The sequence below is a fragment of the Pantoea sp. B65 genome (genome assembly GCF_047308185.1).
In the GTDB taxonomy this organism is placed as follows: domain Bacteria; phylum Pseudomonadota; class Gammaproteobacteria; order Enterobacterales; family Enterobacteriaceae; genus Erwinia.
On the sequence record NZ_JAHXPU010000036.1, the window covers coordinates 328,138 to 347,218 of the forward strand.

A 19,081-nucleotide genomic window follows, 5' to 3' on the forward strand; every position below is an offset into this window, starting at 1 on the left:
AATTTCGCCCGGCAACCGGAGACCCCGCTGATGCGTGAGGATTTTGCCGCAGGAGCAACACTCCTGACGCAACATAGCGATAAACGCACCTTGCTGATTGTGGATGATCAACCGATCAACATCCAGCTGTTGTCCCGGGCCTTTTCTGCCGATTATCACCTGATCATGGCCGCCAGCGGCCAGCAGGCGCTGCATATCTGCCATACGCACCCGCCGGATCTGATTCTGCTGGATATTGAAATGCCGGAGATGAATGGTTTTGAAGTATGCCGTCATCTGAAAGCGCATGCCGATACACGAAATATTCCGGTTATTTTTGTTACCGCACATATTGATGAACAAACGGAAACCCGTGGTTTGCAGGCTGGCGCGGTGGATTTTATTACCCGGCCGATTAACTTTAATATTGTCAGAGCCCGCGTCAACACGCATCTGACGTTAAAGATCCAGTCCGATTTTTTGCGGCAACTGGCCTGGCGGGATGGCTTAACCGGTGCGTATAACCGCCGTTACTTTGACGAGCATCTGGCGCTTGAGTGGCATAAGGCCTGCCAGCAGCACATCCCGCTCAGCCTGGTGATACTCGATGTCGATGTCTTTAAAAACTATAACGACCGCTATGGCCACCAGCAGGGGGATGAGTGCCTGCGGAAAGTGGCGGCGGCGATTAACCCGGTGCTGAAAAGGCCGGGCGATATGCTGGCACGCTACGGCGGCGAAGAGTTTGTCTGTCTGCTACCCAATACCGTATTGAGTGGGGCGCTGAGTGTCGCGGAGTCGATCCGCAACACTATCCTGGCCTTACAGATCGAACATCATGGTTCTCCCGTCACGTCGTTTGTCACCGTTAGCGCCGGCGTGTGCTGTAAAGAGGCCGCCAGCGCGGGTAATTGTGCCGAACTGTTCCGGCAGGCCGATGAACAACTCTATCTGGCTAAGCAGCATGGCCGGAATCAATGTTTCGCCACCCCGCTGACGCCAGCGGCCACCCCGCCAAAATCACGCGGCGTCTAAGCGCCTGGTTAAGATCAGCGTATTACGCCCATGTTCCGAACGGTACTGCACATTATCCATCAGGGCATAAATCAGCTGTAACCCCATCCCCCCCTCAGGCCAGCTGTCGCTAATCCGCGGATCGGGCACCAGCGTCAAATTTTTTGCGGTCGCAGTCAATACCTCGGGGGGGATCGGCGTACCGGTATCGCTCAGCGCCAGGGTCAGACATTCAGGGCTATAGCTCAGAGTAATCTCTGCGTAACGCTGGTGATCAAGCTGTAATGCATGGCGGATAATATTGCTTAATGCCTCACAGGAGGCGAGATCAACCTGATACAGCAGCGACGGGGCAATAGCATACGGCGCCACAAAGTTATGCAAGGCAGTACTTAGTTGCGCCAGACTTTCCAGCGTGGCGGGTAACGATAAGCTGGTCGTCACACTTTCCATAACGGTTCGCCGGCTGTCGGGGTCAGTGACGCATACTGTGCAGAGCCGCCTGACGATCGCTGTCGATAGTAAAAATCCGGTCCATGCGCGTCAGTTTAAACATACCGCGGATATTATCGTTCAGACCACACAGCGCCAGTTCGCCACGGCCATTCAGGTTCTTCAGGATCGACACCAGCGCCCCAAGACAGCTGCTGTCGATAAAGTCGATATGACTAAAATCCAGCAGAACCCGGCTGTTCCCCTGCTCAATCGCCGACAGAACTTTCTGCTTAAACACCATCGCCACCGCGGCATCCAGACGACGTGCCAGCGGTGCAATAATGACTACCCCATCGCGCGATTCTGTCTCAAAGTTCATATTTGCTCCTTGTTCAGATGAGCACCGGCAGGTAAATCGAGATGTTCGATTACCATCAGTGAAATATCGTCAGCGAAAAGTGACGGTTTATGCCCCCCGCCGTGACGGAGTGTCTCAGGCACCTGACAACGCCACTGGTTCAGCGCCTCCTCCAGCAGCTCAAATAACTGCGACTTGGTTAACCGTCGCTGTTCACACAGCAGGCGCTGTAATCGTTGCTCGCCATACAGTAACTGCAGATGGTTTTCGCATTCGCTGATGCCGTCACTGTATAAATAGAGACGATCGCCGCCGGTCAGGATAAAGTCGCTATCCTGATAGTCCGCATCGACCAGTAACCCGACCGGCATTCCGCCATCGCCAACCACCGTCAGTTCACCATCAGCGCGCACAATAAACGGTGTGGGATGGCCGGCCTGACACAGCACCCCCTTGCCTGTCGCACTCTCTATCACCCCGTAAATCAGCGTGAAGTAGCTGAAAATCTCGTCATTATCCAGACAAAAGCGCTTATTCAGTTCACTCACCACCCGGTGGGGCGCCACCGGAAACAGCGTGCCGTCATCCTGAGGAGCCCGCAACAGGTGACTACTGATGCGCCCGGTAAGAAACTCCCGCGCCACCGCCAGTGAATGCATGGCGGCGCTGACGCCGTGCCCGGCCACATCGAGACTGAAAAACGCGATATGGCGGTCATCAAGCGGAAAGTAATTCAGTAAATCCCCGGACACATAAGCCGAAGGTAAAAACATCCAGTCTGCCTGGAAGCCAGCCAGATCGAGATTATGCGGCGGCAAAACACTGTGCTGCAGTTTTGCCGCCGCCTGCATATCGGCCTCAATCTGCTGATAAGCATAGGTCAGTTTCTCATTACGCGCGGCAAGGGTACTCTCCAGCGACAATACCCGCTCCGCCGCATGCAGACGGGCACGCAACTGGCTCTGATTCACCGGTTTTGACAGAAAATCATCCGCGCCCGACTCCATGCCGATCACCATATCTTCAATCGACTGGCGCGCCGTCACCAGAATCAGATAAATATAGTGGCCAAAATCAGTACTGCGAATGGTTTGACAGAGGGCCAGACCGTCCATCACCGGCATTTCCCAGTCGCTGATCACAATATGAATCTGATGCTGATGAATCAGCTGCAGCGCCTGCTGACCATCTTCCGCTTCCCTGACATCGAATCCACTTTTTGCCAGCATACTGGCCATAAGAAAGCGATAACTCTGTGAATCATCGACAATCAATACGGTCACTGACGCTGCGGGATCAGACTGGCGATCGCCGGACGATTCCATTGACGTTCCTCGGTTATCCACAAGGCGGTTTCCGGCACAGCCGCGGTCAGATCCGCAGTCCCCATATTTCCCTGGCGTAACCGGAAATAGTACGGTCACTGGAGAATGTTCCCATATTACAGATATTTAACAGGGCTCGCCGGTGCCACTCGGCCGGGCGGCTAAAATCTGCCGTCACCCGCTGCTGCTGAGCGCAATAGCTGTCAAAATCGAGCAAATGGCAATAGTGGTCGGCAGCGGTCAGCATATAGAAGATCGGCTGATACAGTGTCCGGTTGCGGTTAAACCGGCCGGAGACCAGGCTTTCCAGCACCCGTTTGCTGGCGTGATGGTGACGCTGATAAATAGCGTTATTCGCCCCGCTATGGCGACTGGCATTAATCTCTGCCGCGCTGGCGCCAAACAGATAGAAGTTGTCTTCTCCGACCGCCTCAAGGATTTCAATATTGGCGCCATCAAGCGTGCCAATAGTTAAGGCGCCATTCAGGGCAAATTTCATATTACTGGTACCAGAGGCCTCGGTACCCGCCGTCGAGATCTGCTCAGAAACATCGGTGGCCGGAATAATATGCTCCGCCAGCGAGACTTTATAGTCTTCAAGAAATACGACTTTCAGTTGCCCCTGCACGCGCGCATCCTGATTAATGGTGACGGCGACATCATTAATCAGCTGGATAATTAATTTTGCCATTGCATACCCCGGCGCGGCTTTCCCGGCAAACAGATGCACGCGTGGCGGCAGCGTCTGACCAGAGTCGACCAGGTTGAGATAGAGATGGATCACATGCAAAATATTCAGCAACTGGCGTTTATACTCATGAATGCGTTTGACCTGACTGTCAAACATTGCGTGTGGATCCAGCTTAATCGCCTGACGTGCCGCAATCAGCTGGCAGAGGCGCTTTTTATTGTCGAATTTAATGGTGCGGATTTCATCAATTATCCCGGCATCGCTGGCCAGCCCGCGCAAATCAGTGAGTTGATTGAGATCGGTGATCCATCCGCGGCCAAGGTGGCGCGTCAGCATCGCCGATAAGCCGAGATTGGCCTGGTGAAGCCAGCGCCGTGGAGTGATGCCATTGGTCTGATTGGTGAATTTTTCCGGGCTGATAAAATAAAAATCAGGTACCAGCTGCTGCTTAATCAATGCCGAATGCAGTTTCGCCACGCCGTTAACTTTATGGCTGCCAATAATCGCCAGATTGGCCATACGTATTTTACGCTCTTCACCTTCGCTAAAAATCGACAGCGAATTGAGCAGATGCGGCTTGCCCGGCCAGGTCTTCGCCACCTGCGACAGAAAGCGGTGATTAATTTCATAGATAATCTGCAAATGACGCGGCAGTAATTTTTTAAACAGCATTACCGACCAGGTTTCCAGCGCTTCCGGCATCAGCGTGTGGTTGGTAAAGGCACAGCACTGCTGGGTGATGATCCAGGCTTTATCCCACTCAACACGGTGTTCATCCACCAACATGCGCATCAACTCGACAATCGCCAGCGCCGGGTGCGTATCATTGAGCTGAATCGCGACATATTGCGGCATCTGGCTAATATCACGATGTAATGCGTTGAAATCACGAAAAATATCGCGCAAGGTACAGGCCACCAGAAAATACTCCTGCGTCAGTCGCAGCTCTTTCCCCGACGCTATCTCATCTGCCGGATAAAGAATTTTCGAGATATTTTCCGAAGCGATTTTCTCTTTCACCGCGCGGATATAATCGCCGTGATTAAAAATATGCACATCAAAAGAGTCGGAGGCGCTGGCGCTGTACAGGCGCAGCGTATTTACCGTTTCACCGCCATAGCCGGTGACAAGGTAATCATGGGGGACACCGACAATGACTTTCCAGTCCAGCCACATCGGATTGTAATTCCCTTCGCTATCTTCGCACTCTTCTATATGACCGCCGAGCGGGATCGACATTAATTGCGAGCGGTGTTCGGTCAGCCATGGCGAATGCATCGCATGCCAGTCATCAGGTTGTTCAACCTGCTGGCTGTGCTGGATGGACTGTTTAAACAGGCCATACTCGTACTTAATTCCATGCCCCGAAGCCGCGATGCCAAGTGTCGCCATGGAATCAATAAAACAGGCTGCCAGACGTCCTAAACCGCCATTGCCCAGCGCCGCATCGGGTTCCTCGTCAAGGATCGGGTCTAAGTCGAAGCCCAGTTGATGCAACACTTGCTGGGCCAGCGACAACATGCCCATATTCATCAAATTGTTACGAAGAGACTGGCCGAGCAAAAACTCCATCGACAGATAATATACCCGCTTGGATTTACTCCTGCGCTGTACAGCCTGCGTATGGATAAATCTGTCCTGCTGGTAGTGACGCACCGCCAGCGCCAGCGCATTAAAGATATCCCCCCGCGAGGCCTGATCTAATTCAACACATAAATTATATCTGAGCTGATTAATCACTCCCTCTTTTAATTCATCGATATCCGGTGTCCCTGCACTGGCAAACTCTGTTTTCATTTCAATTCCCGATATGTTGTTGCCCGGAAGCGCACAACCCGCTGACCCTATGCTTCGTGGGCAATGAAGTTTAAGTACCAGACTTTTTTAAAGTGTAGACGGGTTTTTATTAATTTCTGTTTAATTATCCGGGAGTGAAAAACTATTTTTATTGTTAATATTTGCCATAAATCAAAAACAATATTAGCGCCTTTATCAGCAACAGGCGGGGGGGTACGCAACGCCGGACACAAGGTCACGGCGGTACTGAGGGGGGACCGACGGCGGGAGAAGATGCGCGGATAAAACCTGGCCCCTCCGCCGCGCTAACGGCTGCCGGAGAGACGCCTTAGCCGATTAATATCAGCTAAGGCCGGGTTGCCGGGGATGTGAAACCGGCCAGTGGTTAATCTAAATCCGCACCATTACTGGCAATCACTTTTTTATACCACCAGAACGACTTCTTGCGGGTGCGGGTTAAACTGCCCTGCCCGCGATCGTCGCGATCGACATAGACAAAACCATAGCGTTTACTCATTTCGCCGGTAGACGCGGAGACCAGATCGATACATCCCCAGGAGGTGTAGCCGATCACCGGGATGCCGTCATCAATCGCGTCCGCCATCGCTTTAATATGCTCGCGCAGATAGCTGATACGGTAGTCGTCATTGATTTCGCCCTGCGGATTGATTTCATCCTTTGCGCCCAGTCCGTTTTCTACCAGAAACAGCGGTTTCTGATAGCGGTCATACATCATATTCATGGTAATGCGCAAACCGAGCGGGTCGATACCCCACCCCCATTCACTGGCCTGGATATGCGGGTTTTTTAATGATTTGACGATATTGGCGGCACTGCTGTTATCTTCGTTCATCTCCGCCGAGGCGCAGCGGGAGGCGTAATAGCTGAAAGAGACAAAATCCACACTGTTTTTCAATATCTCGCCGTCACCCGGCTCCATCGCCAGCGTGACCCCTTTCTCGCGGAACAGTCGCCGGGTATAGCCCGGATAAGCGCCGCGGGCCTGGACATCAATAAAGAACAGGTTTTCGCGATCCTTTTCCAGCGCGGCCCATACATCCTCTGGCTTACAGGACCAGGGATAGAAGTTGCCGCCTGCCAGCATGCAGCCTACCTGATTATGCGGGTTCACCTCATGCGCAATTTTAGTGGCTAATGCGCTGGCAACCAGTTCGTGATGCGCCGCCTGATATTTTACCTGCTGCTGATTTTCGCCCTCTTCAAATACCAGGCCGGCGCCGGAAAATGGGCTGTGCAGCAGGATATTAATCTCGTTAAAGGTCAGCCAGTATTTCACCAGCCCGTCAAAGGCTTCAAAGCAGGTGCGGGCATAGCGGGCAAAAAACTCCACCATCTTACGGTTACGCCATGAACCATATTCCGTGACCAGATGCATCGGCACATCAAAGTGGCACAACGTGACCAGCGGCTCAATATGGTATTTTTTACATTCGCTGAACAGATCGCGGTAAAAGGCGATCCCTTCGGCGTTTGGCGTCATTTCGTCGCCGTTCGGATAGATCCGGCTCCATGCAATCGAGGTGCGGAACACCGTAAAGCCCATTTCCGCCATTAAGGCGATGTCTTCTTTATAACGGTGGTAGAAATCGATCGCCTGATGGCTGGGATAAAATTCATCCGCCTGCAACGCAGTGCGCTTCTGCAGACCCAGTTTAACCGCCAGACGTTGCGGCCCGTGAGGGATCATATCAACCGTGGTCAGCCCTTTGCCAGCGGCAAAAGCGGCACCTTCGGCCTGGTTTGCGGCAATGGCGCCGCCCCATAAAAATCCTGCGGGAAATGTTGATGCTGACATACGCGTCCTCTTGTCTTAGTTAACTTTTACTGCGCCCGGCAGCACATCGCCGGATGGGGTCGCCACGCTGTCGCTTTCCGTCTTCTCCAGCGGAATATCCTCAAAGCCCAGCAGCAAGGTGGTAAAGAAAGAGATCACCACCGCCAGTACCATCACGGCAAATACCCAGACAATGCTCATCGGGTTGGCCGGATCGAAGAACTGAACACTGGTAAACAGGCCCGGCGAGGCCATGGAGTGGCTTGCCAGCCCGCCAATCCCGGCGATAGCGCCGCAAATAAACCCGCTAATCAGACAGGCGATAAGCGGACGTTTCAGACGCAGCGCCACGCCGTACAGCGCCGGTTCCGAGATACCGGCAATAATAGCGGAGGCCGCCGCAGCCAGCGCCGTCTGGCGCAGTTCCGGGTTTTTCGTCCGCCATGCCACCGCCAGGGAAGATCCACCCAGCGACAGGTTGGCGCCGATTTCAGATGGCATCACCATCCCTTCTTTACCGGTTTCCGCAATTGTCTGAATAATGGTGGGGGTAAATACCCGGTGCATACCGGTCATCACCAGCAATGGCCAGATAGCGCCCATAATGGCAACCGACAGCCAGCCAAGATAACTGTGCACGGTATAAACCAGCGCCGAGATGCCGCTACCGATCCAGATCCCCAACGGGCCGATAAACATAATGGCGATCGGCGCGGCAATCAGCACGATTAACATCGGTTTCAGGAAGTTTTTGGTTACCGCTGGCGTAATCTGGTCCACCCACTTTTCGATATACGACAGCAGCCAGGTCATACACAGTGCCGGAATAACGGTATAGGTATATTTAACCGCGGTAATGCCGAAACCGATAAATTCAACCTGCTGGCCCTGTGCCGCTTTCGCCATCAGATCAATAAAGTTGGGATGTACCAGCACCCCGGCGATGGCGATGGCCAGCGACATATTGGTCCGGAACTTCACCGCCGCAGAGGCCGCCACCATTACCGGCAGGAAGAAGAACGCACCGTCGCCGATAACATTCAGGATAATTAACGTCGTGGCGCCAGGCGCAAAAATACCGGTCATATTCAGGATCATCGCCAGCAGTTTCACCATTGAGCCACCGATAATCGCCGGGATCAACGGTGACATGGTGCCAATTAAGGCGTCAAGAATACCGGCGCCAATCTGTTTCAGGCTGATGCGCGCCTTCCCGGTCGGGCTAGCGCCCTGGGCGGCGGCGATGCCGGCCGGCAGCAGCTTCAGTACCTCGGCGTAGGCCCGCGAAACATTATTGCCAATAATCACCTGGCACTGATTCTCATTGCGCACCACGCCCATCACGCCTTTGATCGACTTTAGCCGGACACTATCTACGACACTGTCATCATTAAGCACAAAGCGTAAACGCGTCATACAGTGAGTGACGGCAGCGACGTTTCCGGGTCCGCCGATGGCCTCAACTATCGATTTTGATACTGCCATAAAGTTCTGTGACATCAGTTACGACTCTCTGGTTATGACGCGCTTAACGCATAATTATCATAAATTGCATATGGTTATAAAAACCCCGCGCCGGAAGACCGCTGAAATCTGACAGGTTGCAGAAAAATAGGTAACCGGTTCCACACGAGAATGTTCACATATGATAGGGAGTTCAAGAGATCCAATAATTTAATTTTAATTTTGTGATAATGATCGCTATAAGCGCCATTCAGGCGGCGCAGCAGAACTTTTCACCGCCCAGGCGCGGCCGGGTAACTTGACTTATTCTGACTATTTTGTATTTTCAGGACATGAAAACATTCCTGATTATCGTCCCCGAAGGGGGCATGCTATTTGAAGCGGCGGGCATCGCCGATATCCTGACGCAAGCCAACCGCTTACATGCGCAGGATGACGCCCGCCCCCTTTATCAGTTAACTATTGCCACCACTCAGCCGCACCATGTGATTCACGGCCAGTCGGGATTAAATCTGCTGGCGGACTATCGTCTGTTAGATCTCGATCCTAAACAGCCGCGTGACACCATTATGGTCACCGGCAGAGGTGTCAGCGAGGAGGAAGCTGAACAGGTGGTCGACTGGCTACGCTGCGCCGCGCCCTATGCTCGCCGCGTAGTCTCCATCTGCGGCGGCGCGATGCTGCTGGCGCAAAGCGGACTGCTTGACGGGCGTAGCGCCACCACCCACTGGCGTCTGCTGGAAACATTGCAGACGCGTTTCCCTAAAGTGAAAGTCGCCAGCGGTCCGCTGTATGTTCAGGATGGCGCATTCTGGACCTCGGGCGGCGTCAGTTCCGGTTTTGACCTGACGCTTGCGCTGGTGGAAGATGATTACGGCTTTAGTCTGGCGCGCACTGTGGCGCAAGACCTGGTGATGTATCTGCGCAGGCCAGGCGGTCAGGCCCAGTTCAGCCGCTTTCTGCTCAACCAGGCGAAGAGCCCTGGCCCGATCAGCGATCTGCAGAGTTGGATCCTCAGCAATCTCGCAACCGATCTCTCGGTTGAGAAGCTGGCGGAACGGGTCGCCATGAGTCCACGCAATTTTACCCGCGTCTTTACCCGGGAGACCGGCGCGACGCCTGCCCGCTATGTGGCCGAAGCACGTCTTGCCAGCGCGCGCCAGCGGCTGGAGCAGAGTAATGAAGGGCTTGAGCAGGTGGCCAGCGCCAGCGGTTTTGGCAACAGCCTTAACCTGCGTCGGGTGTTCGAACGTAATCTGCAGCTGACTCCGGGCGAGTACCGTGAACGCTTCAGCGCCCGCGCGTTGGCGTAAATTGATAGTTTTTTGTCATTTACGCCACTTCTCTGTCAGCCTAAATTTACATCAGACAGCTAACAAAGGAGTTCATCATGGTAAAGGTAGGCATTAATGGCTTTGGCCGTATCGGCCGTAATGTACTGCGCGCCGCACTCGGCCGCAGCGATTTCCAGGTGGTGGCGATTAACGACCTGACCGACAGCAAAACCCTCGCCCATCTGCTGAAATATGATTCGCTACTCGGCAAACTGCCCGCGGATGTCGAAGCGGCTGAAGGTCAGCTGGTGGTTGACGGCAACAGCATCCGGGTGTTCTCCGAGCGCGATCCGGCCCAAATCCCCTGGAGCAGCGTCGGTGCAGATATCGTTATTGAAGCCACCGGCTTTTTTACCGAGCGGGCAAAGGCTGAGGTGCATATCAGCAAAGGAGGGGCTAAACGCGTCATTATCTCCGCCCCAGGCAAAGACGACGATATTACGGTGGTGATCGGCGTTAACCATGATCGCTACGATCCGACAAAACACCAGGTGGTCAGCAATGGTAGCTGTACCACCAACGGCCTTGCCCCCGCCGCCCAGGTCCTGCATCAGGCATTCGGCATCGAACACGGATTGATGAATACCACCCACGCCTATACCAACAGCCAGGCACTGCACGATCAGCCGGAAAAAGATCTGCGCGGCGCCCGTGCCGCTGCGCTGTCGATTGTTCCCTACTCCAGCGGCGCAGCCAAAGCGCTTGGCAAAGTTATCCCTGAGCTGGATGGACGCCTGACCGGCTATTCATTGCGCGTACCGGTGCCGGTGGTGTCGATTGTTGATTTGACCGTCACCCTGAAGCGGGATGTCACGGTGGATGAAGTGAATGCCGCGTTCCGTCAGGCCGCCGAATCCGGCCCACTGCAGGGTATTCTTGGTTACAGCGATGAGCCACTGGTATCGAGCGACTACCGTGGCGATCCGCGCTCATCAATTATCGATGGTCTGTCGACGCTGGTGATCGGCGGGCGGATGGTAAAAATTCTCGCCTGGTACGATAACGAATGGGGTTTCTCCAACCGTCTGGTCGATCTGGCGTTGTTAATGGAAAAACGCGGGTTGTAAGCGGCTATCCGGCGGCAGAGATTGCCGCCGGTGAAAAACGGCGGCGTATGCCGCCCTTTGCCGTGCCGAAATGTGTAGAATAGCGATAAGGTGAAAAAATTCAGGAAGTAGCGATGTCTACCATGCAAGAAGTGGCAAAGAAAGCTGGCGTATCAAAAGCCACGGTCTCCCGTGTGCTGTCCGGAAAGGGCTACGTCAGTGACGCGACTAAACAGCAGGTTTTCAAAGCTATTGCCGACGCCGGCTACCGCCCAAATTTGCTGGCGCGCAATCTCGCCAGCAATAAATCCCAGTGTATCGGTCTGGTGGTAACCAATACCCTGTATAACGGCAGCTACTTTAATGAGTTGCTCTCGCAGGCGGCACGCAAGTTAGAGGCCAATGGTCGCCAGCTGATTTTAGTGGATGGCAAGCATAGCGCTGAGGAAGAGCAGCAGGCTATTCAGTTTTTGCTGGATTTACGTTGTGATGCCATCATCCTCTACCCGCGCTTTCTCAGCGTCGATGCGCTGGATCAGATTATTGAACAACATAAACAGCCGATTATGGTGGTCAACCGTCAACTGCGAAAGCATCAGAGCCACTGTATCTGCTGCGATCATAAAGGCTCCAGTTACCAGGCCACGCGCTACCTGCTGGAACACGGCCACCGGCAGATTGCCTTTATCAGCGGCTCACTGGATTCACCCACCGCGATTGAACGATTGTCAGGCTACAAAGAAGCGCTCAGCGATGGCGCGGTGAGACTGCAACCGCAACTGGTGGTGGAAGGTAAATGGACTGCCGCCAGCGGTGCTGCGGCCGCGGCCGCCTTGCTGGCGCGTGGCCAGGTTTTCAGCGCCCTGATTGCCAGTAATGATGATATGGCGATCGGGGCGATCAAAGCGCTGGGTGAAGCCGGGTTAAAGGTACCGCAACAGGTTTCCGTTCTGGGATTCGACAATATCCCTAACGGCCCGTTTCTTAATCCGCCATTATCCAGCGTCAAAGATCCGGTTAGCGAGATGATTAATGAGGTCATTAACCGCCTGATCTCGATGCTGGATGGCGGCTATCTGTCAAAAGAAAATATCTTTATCTCCGATCTGATCGTCAGGGAGTCGGTGGGCAACGGCCCTTTTGGTCAGATGCACGCCATTGAACACCCCGCCGAATGATAACCCAATTGCGGCAATCTGTTAGCAGATTCGTTATCATGCCGCTTAACAACCGATTACAGGTTCTGAGCCGGCAACGCCTGGAAAGCTATTGCCTGTACAGGGCATATTTTGCGTCCGGAGATCGTGATGACCGCTGTGTTTACCCCTTCTGCTACTACGGCAGGTTCCGCCGTTTACCGTAAAATCACCTGGCGGCTTATCCCGTTCCTCTGCTTATGCTATCTGGCCGCCTACCTCGACCGCATCAATGTCGGCCTCGCCAAATTACAGATGGCCAGCCAGTTGCAGATGAGTGAAGCCGCCTTTGGCCTTGGCGCCGGGCTGTTCTTTGTTGGCTATATCCTGTTTGAAGTCCCCAGCAACCTGATTCTGCAACGGGTCGGCGCGCGACTATGGATTGCGCGCATTATGATCAGCTGGGGATTGCTGTCGGCGGCGACGCTGTTTGTCGCCAGCGCGGCGCAATTCTATCTGCTGCGTTTCCTGCTCGGTCTCGCCGAAGCGGGATTTCTGCCCGGGGTACTGTTTTACCTGACCAAATGGTTCCCCTCGTGGCGTCGCGGCCGCATCATTTCACTGTTTATGATCGGCCTGCCGCTCTCCAGCGTGATCGGTGGCCCGCTCTCCGGCTGGATTATCACTCACTTCGATCGACTGCACGGCCTGCACGGCTGGCAGTGGATGTTTCTGCTGGAAGGCCTGCCGAGCGTGCTGCTGGGACTGATGGCGATCCGCCTGCTGCCGGACAGCGTACAGCAGGCGCGCTGGCTGAGCGCCGACGAAAAAGCGCTGGTCAGCGCGCAGCTGCACGCCGATGACGCGCAGGCCAGCGGCGTCAGAGAACGCTTTCGCGATGGTTTCTTTAACCTGAAAGTGTGGATGCTGGGCGGTATTGATTTTTCCATTCTGCTCAGCGCCTACGCCATGGGCTTTTGGCTGCCGACGTTTATTCGCAATACCGGTGTCAGTAACCTTGCCGATATTGGCGTGCTGACCGCCATCCCCAGCGTTGCCGCATTGTTTGGCATGCTGCTGATCGGCGCCAGTTCAGACCGCTATCGCGAACGCCGCTGGCATATTATTGTGCCTTTTATTATTGGCGCAGCGGCAATGGCGGGCACCACCCACTATGCTGATAACCTGCTGGCGACAGTGTTGCTGTTTTCGGTTGCCCAGGCGGCGATTATCGGTGCGGTTCCGGTGTTCTTCAGCCTGCCGGCCACTTTTCTGAAAGGGACCGCGGCGGCGACCGGCTTCGCGCTTGCCTGTTCGCTGGCTAATATCGCCGGGCTGGTCAGCAACTCAGTCATGGGGCTGGCGCTCGATCTGACCGGCAGCAGTAGCGGCGCCATGTGGTTTTTCGCTGTCTGCCTGCTGTTAAGTAGTTTACTGGTGGTGGCATTACCGGCAAAACTGGTGAATCGGTGAACCTACATTCGATGACGGGAAGGAGGCCGGCATTGTCAGGCATATAGCTGCCCCATCAGCAAAGCGCAGTTTTTCCGCAGGCAGCAAAAAGGGGCGAACATCCGCCCCGTGACTTACCACACCCTGACTGAACTCGAATTCAGAAGAAACCAAGCGGTTGCACGCTATAGCTCACCAGCAGGTTTTTCGTTTGCTGGTAATGATCAAGCATTATTTTATGGGTTTCACGCCCAATACCGGATTTTTTGTAGCCGCCAAATGCGGCATGCGCCGGATAGAGATGATAACAGTTGGTCCAGACGCGCCCGGCTTTAATTGCCCGGCCAACGCGATAGGCGCGGTTGATATCGCGCGTCCAGACGCCAGCACCGAGGCCATAAATCGAATCGTTGGCAATGGCAATCGCCTCCGCTTCATCTTTAAAAGTGGTAATCCCGATGACCGGTCCAAAAATCTCTTCCTGAAACACGCGCATGCTGTTGTTGCCCTTCAGCAGGGTCGGCTGAATGTAGTAGCCGGTCGCCAGATCGCCTTCCAGCGTCTCAATACCGCCGCCGGTTAACACTTCAGCGCCTTCTTTCCGGGCGATATCCAGATAAGAGAGGATCTTATCGAACTGCTGCTGCGACGCCTGGGCGCCAATCATGGTGTCGCTGTCCATCGGGTCACCGCGTTTAATGGTTTTAACGCGTTTCAGCACGGCGGCCATAAAGGGTTCATAGATCGATTCCTGTACCAGTGCGCGTGACGGACAGGTACAAATTTCACCCTGATTCAGGAAACCCAGCACGACCCCTTCCGCTGCTTTCTCAATAAATGACGGTTCGGCCTGCATAATATCTTCAAAGAAGATATTCGGCGATTTCCCCCCCAGTTCAACGGTGGAAGGAATCAAACTTTTCGCCGCCAGTTGCAGAATATGGGCGCCGGTAGCGGTCGATCCGGTAAAGGCGACCTTCGCAATACGCGGATGTGACGCCAGCGCTTCACCCGCTTCACGGCCTAAACCATGTACGATATTCAGCACGCCAGGCGGCAGCAAATCATTAATCAGTTCAGCAAACAGCGTAATTGACAGTGGCGTCTGTTCCGCGGGTTTCAGTACCACGCAGTTACCCGCCGCCAGCGCCGGCGCCAGTTTCCATGCCGCCATCAACAGCGGAAAATTCCACGGGATAATTTGCGCCACCACCCCCAGTGGCTCATGAAAGTGATAGGCCGCGGTAAATTCATCAATCTCCGCCACGCTGCCTTCCTGCGCACGCAGACAACCGGCAAAGTAACGGAAATGATCTACTGCCAGAGGCAGGTCGGCCGCGAGGGTTTCACGTACCGGCTTACCGTTGTCCCAGGTTTCATTGACCGCCATTCTTTCCAGATTTTCTTCCAGACGATCGGCAATTTTCAACAGGGTCAGCGAGCGCACCTGCACCGAGGTTTTACCCCAGGCTTCCGCGGCAGCATGCGCGGCATCCACCGCGTTATCAACATCTGCCTGACCTGAACGCGGGAACTCGCCAATATTTGAACCATTAATCGGTGACGTGTTGCTGAAGTACTCACCATTCACCGGCGGGACGAATTCGCCGTTGATAAAGTTTCCATAATGTTGCTGGAGGGTAATCAGCGAATCTTTGTATCCGGGATATGCATAACGCATGATCTTCTCCTGTCATTCGACCGGCAGTGCGCAACATTTAAATAACGCACCATTAACATCTCACCCGTGCAGAATCTCAGATTGTTAGCAGCGAAACTGTGAGCCAGGCTAAAATATTGTCGAGTAAAAAAGCAATTTTTGCTGAAATCACAGTAATTTGGGATAAGTAGCGCCAGAAGAAAATGAGCACGCGTGCGACGTGCTCAGGCATCAATACGCGGGGTGAAATGTTAAAAAAGAGATCGGCGACGCATCGCTATTACGTCAGACAGCCTGCACCTGATGCGACTGCAGGTTATGGTAAAATGCTGCCAGCAGGCTGCGTGCCCAGTCGGGTCCCTGCAGTGTGCTACTGACATCCCTGCTCTCTTCGGGCATACAGGCTGCCATAATTTGCGCATCAAACTCCGGATGAAACTGCACTGACAGCGCCAGCGGCGAGTAGCGAATAATCTGGCACTCATCAAGGGCCGATCGCGCCAGCACCTGTGCCCCCGCGGGGGGACGCAGTACCGACTGACGATGGGAGAGCCAGGCGTCAAATTGCACAGGCAGCGCGGAGAGCAGTTCGTCAGCCGGCGCCAGATTTTGCACCGGCTTTAATCCACGCTCCCAGCCACATGGGTTATCGCCAACCTCGCCGCCAAGCGCATACGACATCAGCTGATGACCGTAGCAGACCCCCAGCAGGGGTAACTGATGATCGATGGCGCCACGGATCCACGCAGCGGTGCGTTCACTCCAGTCGGCATGGTCGGTGACCATCGCCCAGGAGCCACTGAGAATGGCGGCGGAAATATGGGTAAAATCGGGGAGTTGTTCACCCAGATGCGGGCGCACCACCCGATAATCTTCCGGCTGTAACTGCAGTGCCTGCACAAACCAGCGGGTCTGATCGCCAACGCGGTCGCTGACGGCAGCGGGAGGAACTTCCAGTTGAATAATCGCTAAACGGGCTATAGAGGAACAGGTCATACCGAATCAGAATCCTTGTTGGTTAACACAATATTCAGTGCCCTGATCGAATCAGGTTTCGGACTGACAGTTTGACATTGACTGCGCCGCCCGTCTCATAACATTTTCTGAGGACCTTATACGGCGTGGCTAAAAAATTACTGTGCCGTTTACTTCGCAAAACGAATATTCGTGTCATGATTAGCGGTGAGTTAACAACGCAAAACTAAGGACTGCGTCGTGGCATTGCGTCATTTTTTTCTGGTTTTACTGGTGGTGTTTCTCTGGGCCTTTAATAACGTGGCGATTAAATGGGGGCTGCTGGATCTCCCGCCGCTGTTTATGACCTGTATGCGGTTTGTGGTGGTGGCGATTCTGCTGATCCCCTTTACCCGTGTGACCCGTGAACAGCTGCGCTATCTGTTGCCGCTGGCGTTTACCTTTGGCTTTCTGCATTTCTCCCTGCTGTTTGTCGGCATTAACTATACCGACGCCGGCACCGGGGCGATTGTGGTACAGCTCGGCACCCCTTTCGCCATGTTGCTGGCGATGGTGGTGCTAAAAGAGAAGCTGACGCTGATCCAGATTCTCGGCATTACCCTCTCGCTGACCGGGGTGGTGGTGCTGACCGGTAGCCCGACCATCCCCAGCGGGTGGGTACTCTGTCTGCTATTAAGCAGCGCCGCGGGCTGGGCGATAAGTAATATGATCGTTAAAAAATCGCCGCCGATTAAACCCCTGGCCATGACCGGCTGGATCTCATTTCTCGCCATCCCGATTGTCGGTCTGGCGTCGTTTCTGATGGAGTCGCACCAGCTCAGCGCCCTGACTCACTCCAGCTGGCGCGGCTGGTTCGGCATTCTCTACAGCGCGATTGGCTCGTCGATTGTCGCCTATTCACTGTGGTATGCCCTGCTGCAAAAATACAATGTCAACCTGATTATGCCCTACTCGCTGCTGACGCCGGTACTGGCGGTGATCATGGGGGTGGTGGTACTGGGCGACAGCATGAATCTGTTTAAAGTGGCAGGGGCATTGCTGGTGATTGCGGGCACGGCGATTTCGGTGATCAATATACGCAACCTGCGGATGCATGCCCGTTTTCCCCGGCTGGCGCGCCGCCGCAGGTCGTAATAACTCCGGGCTGAACCACAGCTTCAGGAAAATCGCGCGATCTGTTGCTACCTTTAATACGGCGTGAACCGAGGGAGAAGGCAATGGATCAGGGCATGGCAGCAGATTTCTGGCAGCAAATGTGGCACAGCTTACGCACTGCCGATACCGCGCTACCGGCAGCGAGTTTTCACGGCGATCAGGCTTTCAGCTCAGCGTATCCGGTAACCGAACTGGCGGCGAGCAGTATCGCCCTCGCCATGCAGGCCTGTGCGGCACTGGTCGACAACCCGCAGCCGGTGGCGGTCGATGTACGCCTGGCGTCACGCTGGTTTCAACAATCTCTGCGCCCGCTCAACCGCGCAGCCCCCGCTCTGTGGGATGCTTTTGCCGGTGACTATGCCACCGCCGATGGCTGGATACGTCTGCATACCAATGCTCCCCATCATCGTCAGGCGCTGGAAAAGGTGCTCGGCCGCCAGCGCGATCGGCAGGCGCTCGCCAGTCAGGTACGCGGCTGGAAAAAGCAGACGCTGGAGGAGGCCATCGTCAGCGCGGGCGGTTGTGCGGCGCAAATGCGCAGCCTCAGAGCATGGCAGCAGCATCCGCAGGGACAAAGCGTGGCGCGTGAACCATTAATTGCCCAAACCCGGCTGGCAGAGGCCAGCGCTCCATCCTGGCGGCTTCCGCCTGCGCGGCCGTTACACGGGATGCGGGTGTTGGATCTTACCCGCATTATTGCCGGCCCGGTGGCGACGCGCTTTCTTGCCGGACTGGGCGCCGAGGTGCTGCGTATTGATGCGCCGGGGTGGGATGAGCCAACGCTGGCGGAAGAGATCACCCTCGGTAAACGTTGCGCACGACTGGATCTGAAATCCAGCGCCGGACGTCAGCAGTTTGAATCGCTGCTCGCTACGGCTGACGTGCTGGTGCATGGCTACCGTGCCGATGCGCTTGAAAATCTCGGTTATGACAGCGAAAAACGCCAGCAGCTGGCGCCGGGATTAGTTGATGTTACGCTTAACGCCTGGGGCTGGAGCGGTCCGTGGCGCAATCGCCGCGGCTTTGACAGTCTGGTACAGATGGGCTGCGGCATCGCCGAAAGAGGACGCCAGTGGCAAGGCGCGCAACAGCCGATCCCGTTACCGGTACAGGCGCTGGATCACGCCACCGGTTATCTGATGGCCGCGGCGGTACTCGAAGGATTGCGTCAGCGCCGACTGCTGCACTGTGGTTTCAGCGCGCGTTTATCCCTCGCGCGCACCGCCTGCCTGCTAAGCGATAATCCTTACCCTGGCCAGGCGCAGCGCGCTGACGCGCTGACGCCACAGCCAGCGGACGAGTCGGACGTGATTGAGTTTTCGCCCTGGGGCATCGGTTACCGCCTGCGTCCGCCGGTCTGGCTGCCCGGCACTGCGCTGATCTGGTCACGTCCACCGGCACCGCTGGGCTCAGAGCCGGCAAAATGGCTGAATGGAGAGCATTAATGCCCGCGCGGCGCGACCGA

General features: G+C 55.0%; 15 protein-coding genes. 7 read left to right on the forward strand and 8 right to left on the reverse strand.

Annotated features, from left to right (window positions below; translation table 11 throughout):
• The first annotated feature begins 30 nt into the window (after positions 1 to 30).
• Positions 31 to 1,014, forward strand: coding sequence for a diguanylate cyclase (locus tag JWF83_RS15720; protein WP_413651283.1), 984 nt, complete (start codon positions 31 to 33; stop codon positions 1,012 to 1,014).
• Here JWF83_RS15720 and JWF83_RS15725 read toward each other — a convergent pair.
• The 6 genes from JWF83_RS15725 to ascF form a co-directional block, all read right to left on the reverse strand.
• On the reverse strand, positions 1,000 to 1,446 hold the full coding sequence (locus JWF83_RS15725) for an ATP-binding protein (RefSeq protein ID WP_413651285.1): 447 nt from the start codon (positions 1,444 to 1,446) through the stop codon (positions 1,000 to 1,002). The two genes, JWF83_RS15720 and JWF83_RS15725, sit on opposite strands and share 15 nt — an antisense overlap.
• A gap of 22 nt (positions 1,447 to 1,468) precedes the next feature.
• Entirely contained in the window at positions 1,469 to 1,807 is a 339-nt protein-coding gene (locus tag JWF83_RS15730) for an STAS domain-containing protein (RefSeq protein ID WP_413651287.1), read from the reverse strand.
• Positions 1,804 to 3,111: a PP2C family protein-serine/threonine phosphatase gene (locus JWF83_RS15735; RefSeq protein ID WP_413651288.1), complete on the reverse strand. Its 1,308-nt coding sequence runs from the start codon at positions 3,109 to 3,111 to the stop codon at positions 1,804 to 1,806. Before JWF83_RS15735 ends, JWF83_RS15730 begins: the two co-directional genes overlap by 4 nt.
• Before the next feature lie 46 nt (positions 3,112 to 3,157).
• The gene (locus JWF83_RS15740; RefSeq protein ID WP_413651289.1) at positions 3,158 to 5,599 is read right to left on the reverse strand and encodes a glycogen/starch/alpha-glucan phosphorylase; all 2,442 of its coding nucleotides are present in this window, start codon (positions 5,597 to 5,599) and stop codon (positions 3,158 to 3,160) included.
• Between the two features lie 385 nt (positions 5,600 to 5,984).
• The gene (locus tag JWF83_RS15745) at positions 5,985 to 7,415 is read right to left on the reverse strand and encodes a 6-phospho-beta-glucosidase (RefSeq protein WP_413651290.1); all 1,431 of its coding nucleotides are present in this window, start codon (positions 7,413 to 7,415) and stop codon (positions 5,985 to 5,987) included.
• A 15-nt stretch (positions 7,416 to 7,430) separates the two neighbouring features.
• Positions 7,431 to 8,894: a PTS cellobiose/arbutin/salicin transporter subunit IIBC gene (gene ascF, locus JWF83_RS15750; protein ID WP_413651291.1), complete on the reverse strand. Its 1,464-nt coding sequence runs from the start codon at positions 8,892 to 8,894 to the stop codon at positions 7,431 to 7,433.
• Positions 8,895 to 9,190: 296 nt separating this feature from the next.
• On the opposite strand from ascF, the gene JWF83_RS15755 reads away from it, so the two are divergent.
• From JWF83_RS15755 to JWF83_RS15770, 4 genes are all read left to right on the forward strand, one after another.
• Entirely contained in the window at positions 9,191 to 10,171 is a 981-nt protein-coding gene (locus JWF83_RS15755; RefSeq protein WP_413651292.1) for a GlxA family transcriptional regulator, read from the forward strand.
• Positions 10,172 to 10,248: 77 nt separating this feature from the next.
• The gene (gene gap / locus JWF83_RS15760) at positions 10,249 to 11,259 is read left to right on the forward strand and encodes a type I glyceraldehyde-3-phosphate dehydrogenase (RefSeq protein ID WP_413651294.1); all 1,011 of its coding nucleotides are present in this window, start codon (positions 10,249 to 10,251) and stop codon (positions 11,257 to 11,259) included.
• A gap of 113 nt (positions 11,260 to 11,372) precedes the next feature.
• Positions 11,373 to 12,416, forward strand: a complete 1,044-nt coding sequence (locus JWF83_RS15765) for a LacI family DNA-binding transcriptional regulator (RefSeq protein ID WP_413651295.1) — start codon at positions 11,373 to 11,375, stop codon at positions 12,414 to 12,416.
• A gap of 129 nt (positions 12,417 to 12,545) precedes the next feature.
• Entirely contained in the window at positions 12,546 to 13,847 is a 1,302-nt protein-coding gene (locus tag JWF83_RS15770; protein ID WP_413651296.1) for an MFS transporter, read from the forward strand.
• A gap of 139 nt (positions 13,848 to 13,986) precedes the next feature.
• Here the strand turns inward: JWF83_RS15770 and JWF83_RS15775 are convergent, their stop codons facing one another.
• Both JWF83_RS15775 and JWF83_RS15780 read right to left on the reverse strand, forming a co-directional pair.
• Complete coding sequence (locus JWF83_RS15775) at positions 13,987 to 15,507, reverse strand: aldehyde dehydrogenase family protein (protein WP_413651297.1); 1,521 nt, start codon at positions 15,505 to 15,507, stop codon at positions 13,987 to 13,989.
• A gap of 264 nt (positions 15,508 to 15,771) precedes the next feature.
• Entirely contained in the window at positions 15,772 to 16,482 is a 711-nt protein-coding gene (locus tag JWF83_RS15780; protein ID WP_413651298.1) for a glutamine amidotransferase, read from the reverse strand.
• Between the two features lie 219 nt (positions 16,483 to 16,701).
• Here JWF83_RS15780 and JWF83_RS15785 point away from each other — a divergent pair, with 219 nt between their 5' ends.
• Together JWF83_RS15785 and JWF83_RS15790 are read left to right on the forward strand one after the other, a co-directional pair.
• The gene (locus tag JWF83_RS15785; RefSeq protein ID WP_413651299.1) at positions 16,702 to 17,595 is read left to right on the forward strand and encodes a DMT family transporter; all 894 of its coding nucleotides are present in this window, start codon (positions 16,702 to 16,704) and stop codon (positions 17,593 to 17,595) included.
• 83 nt (positions 17,596 to 17,678) lie between these two features.
• The gene (locus JWF83_RS15790) at positions 17,679 to 19,061 is read left to right on the forward strand and encodes a CoA transferase (protein WP_413651300.1); all 1,383 of its coding nucleotides are present in this window, start codon (positions 17,679 to 17,681) and stop codon (positions 19,059 to 19,061) included.
• Positions 19,062 to 19,081 lie beyond the last annotated feature (20 nt).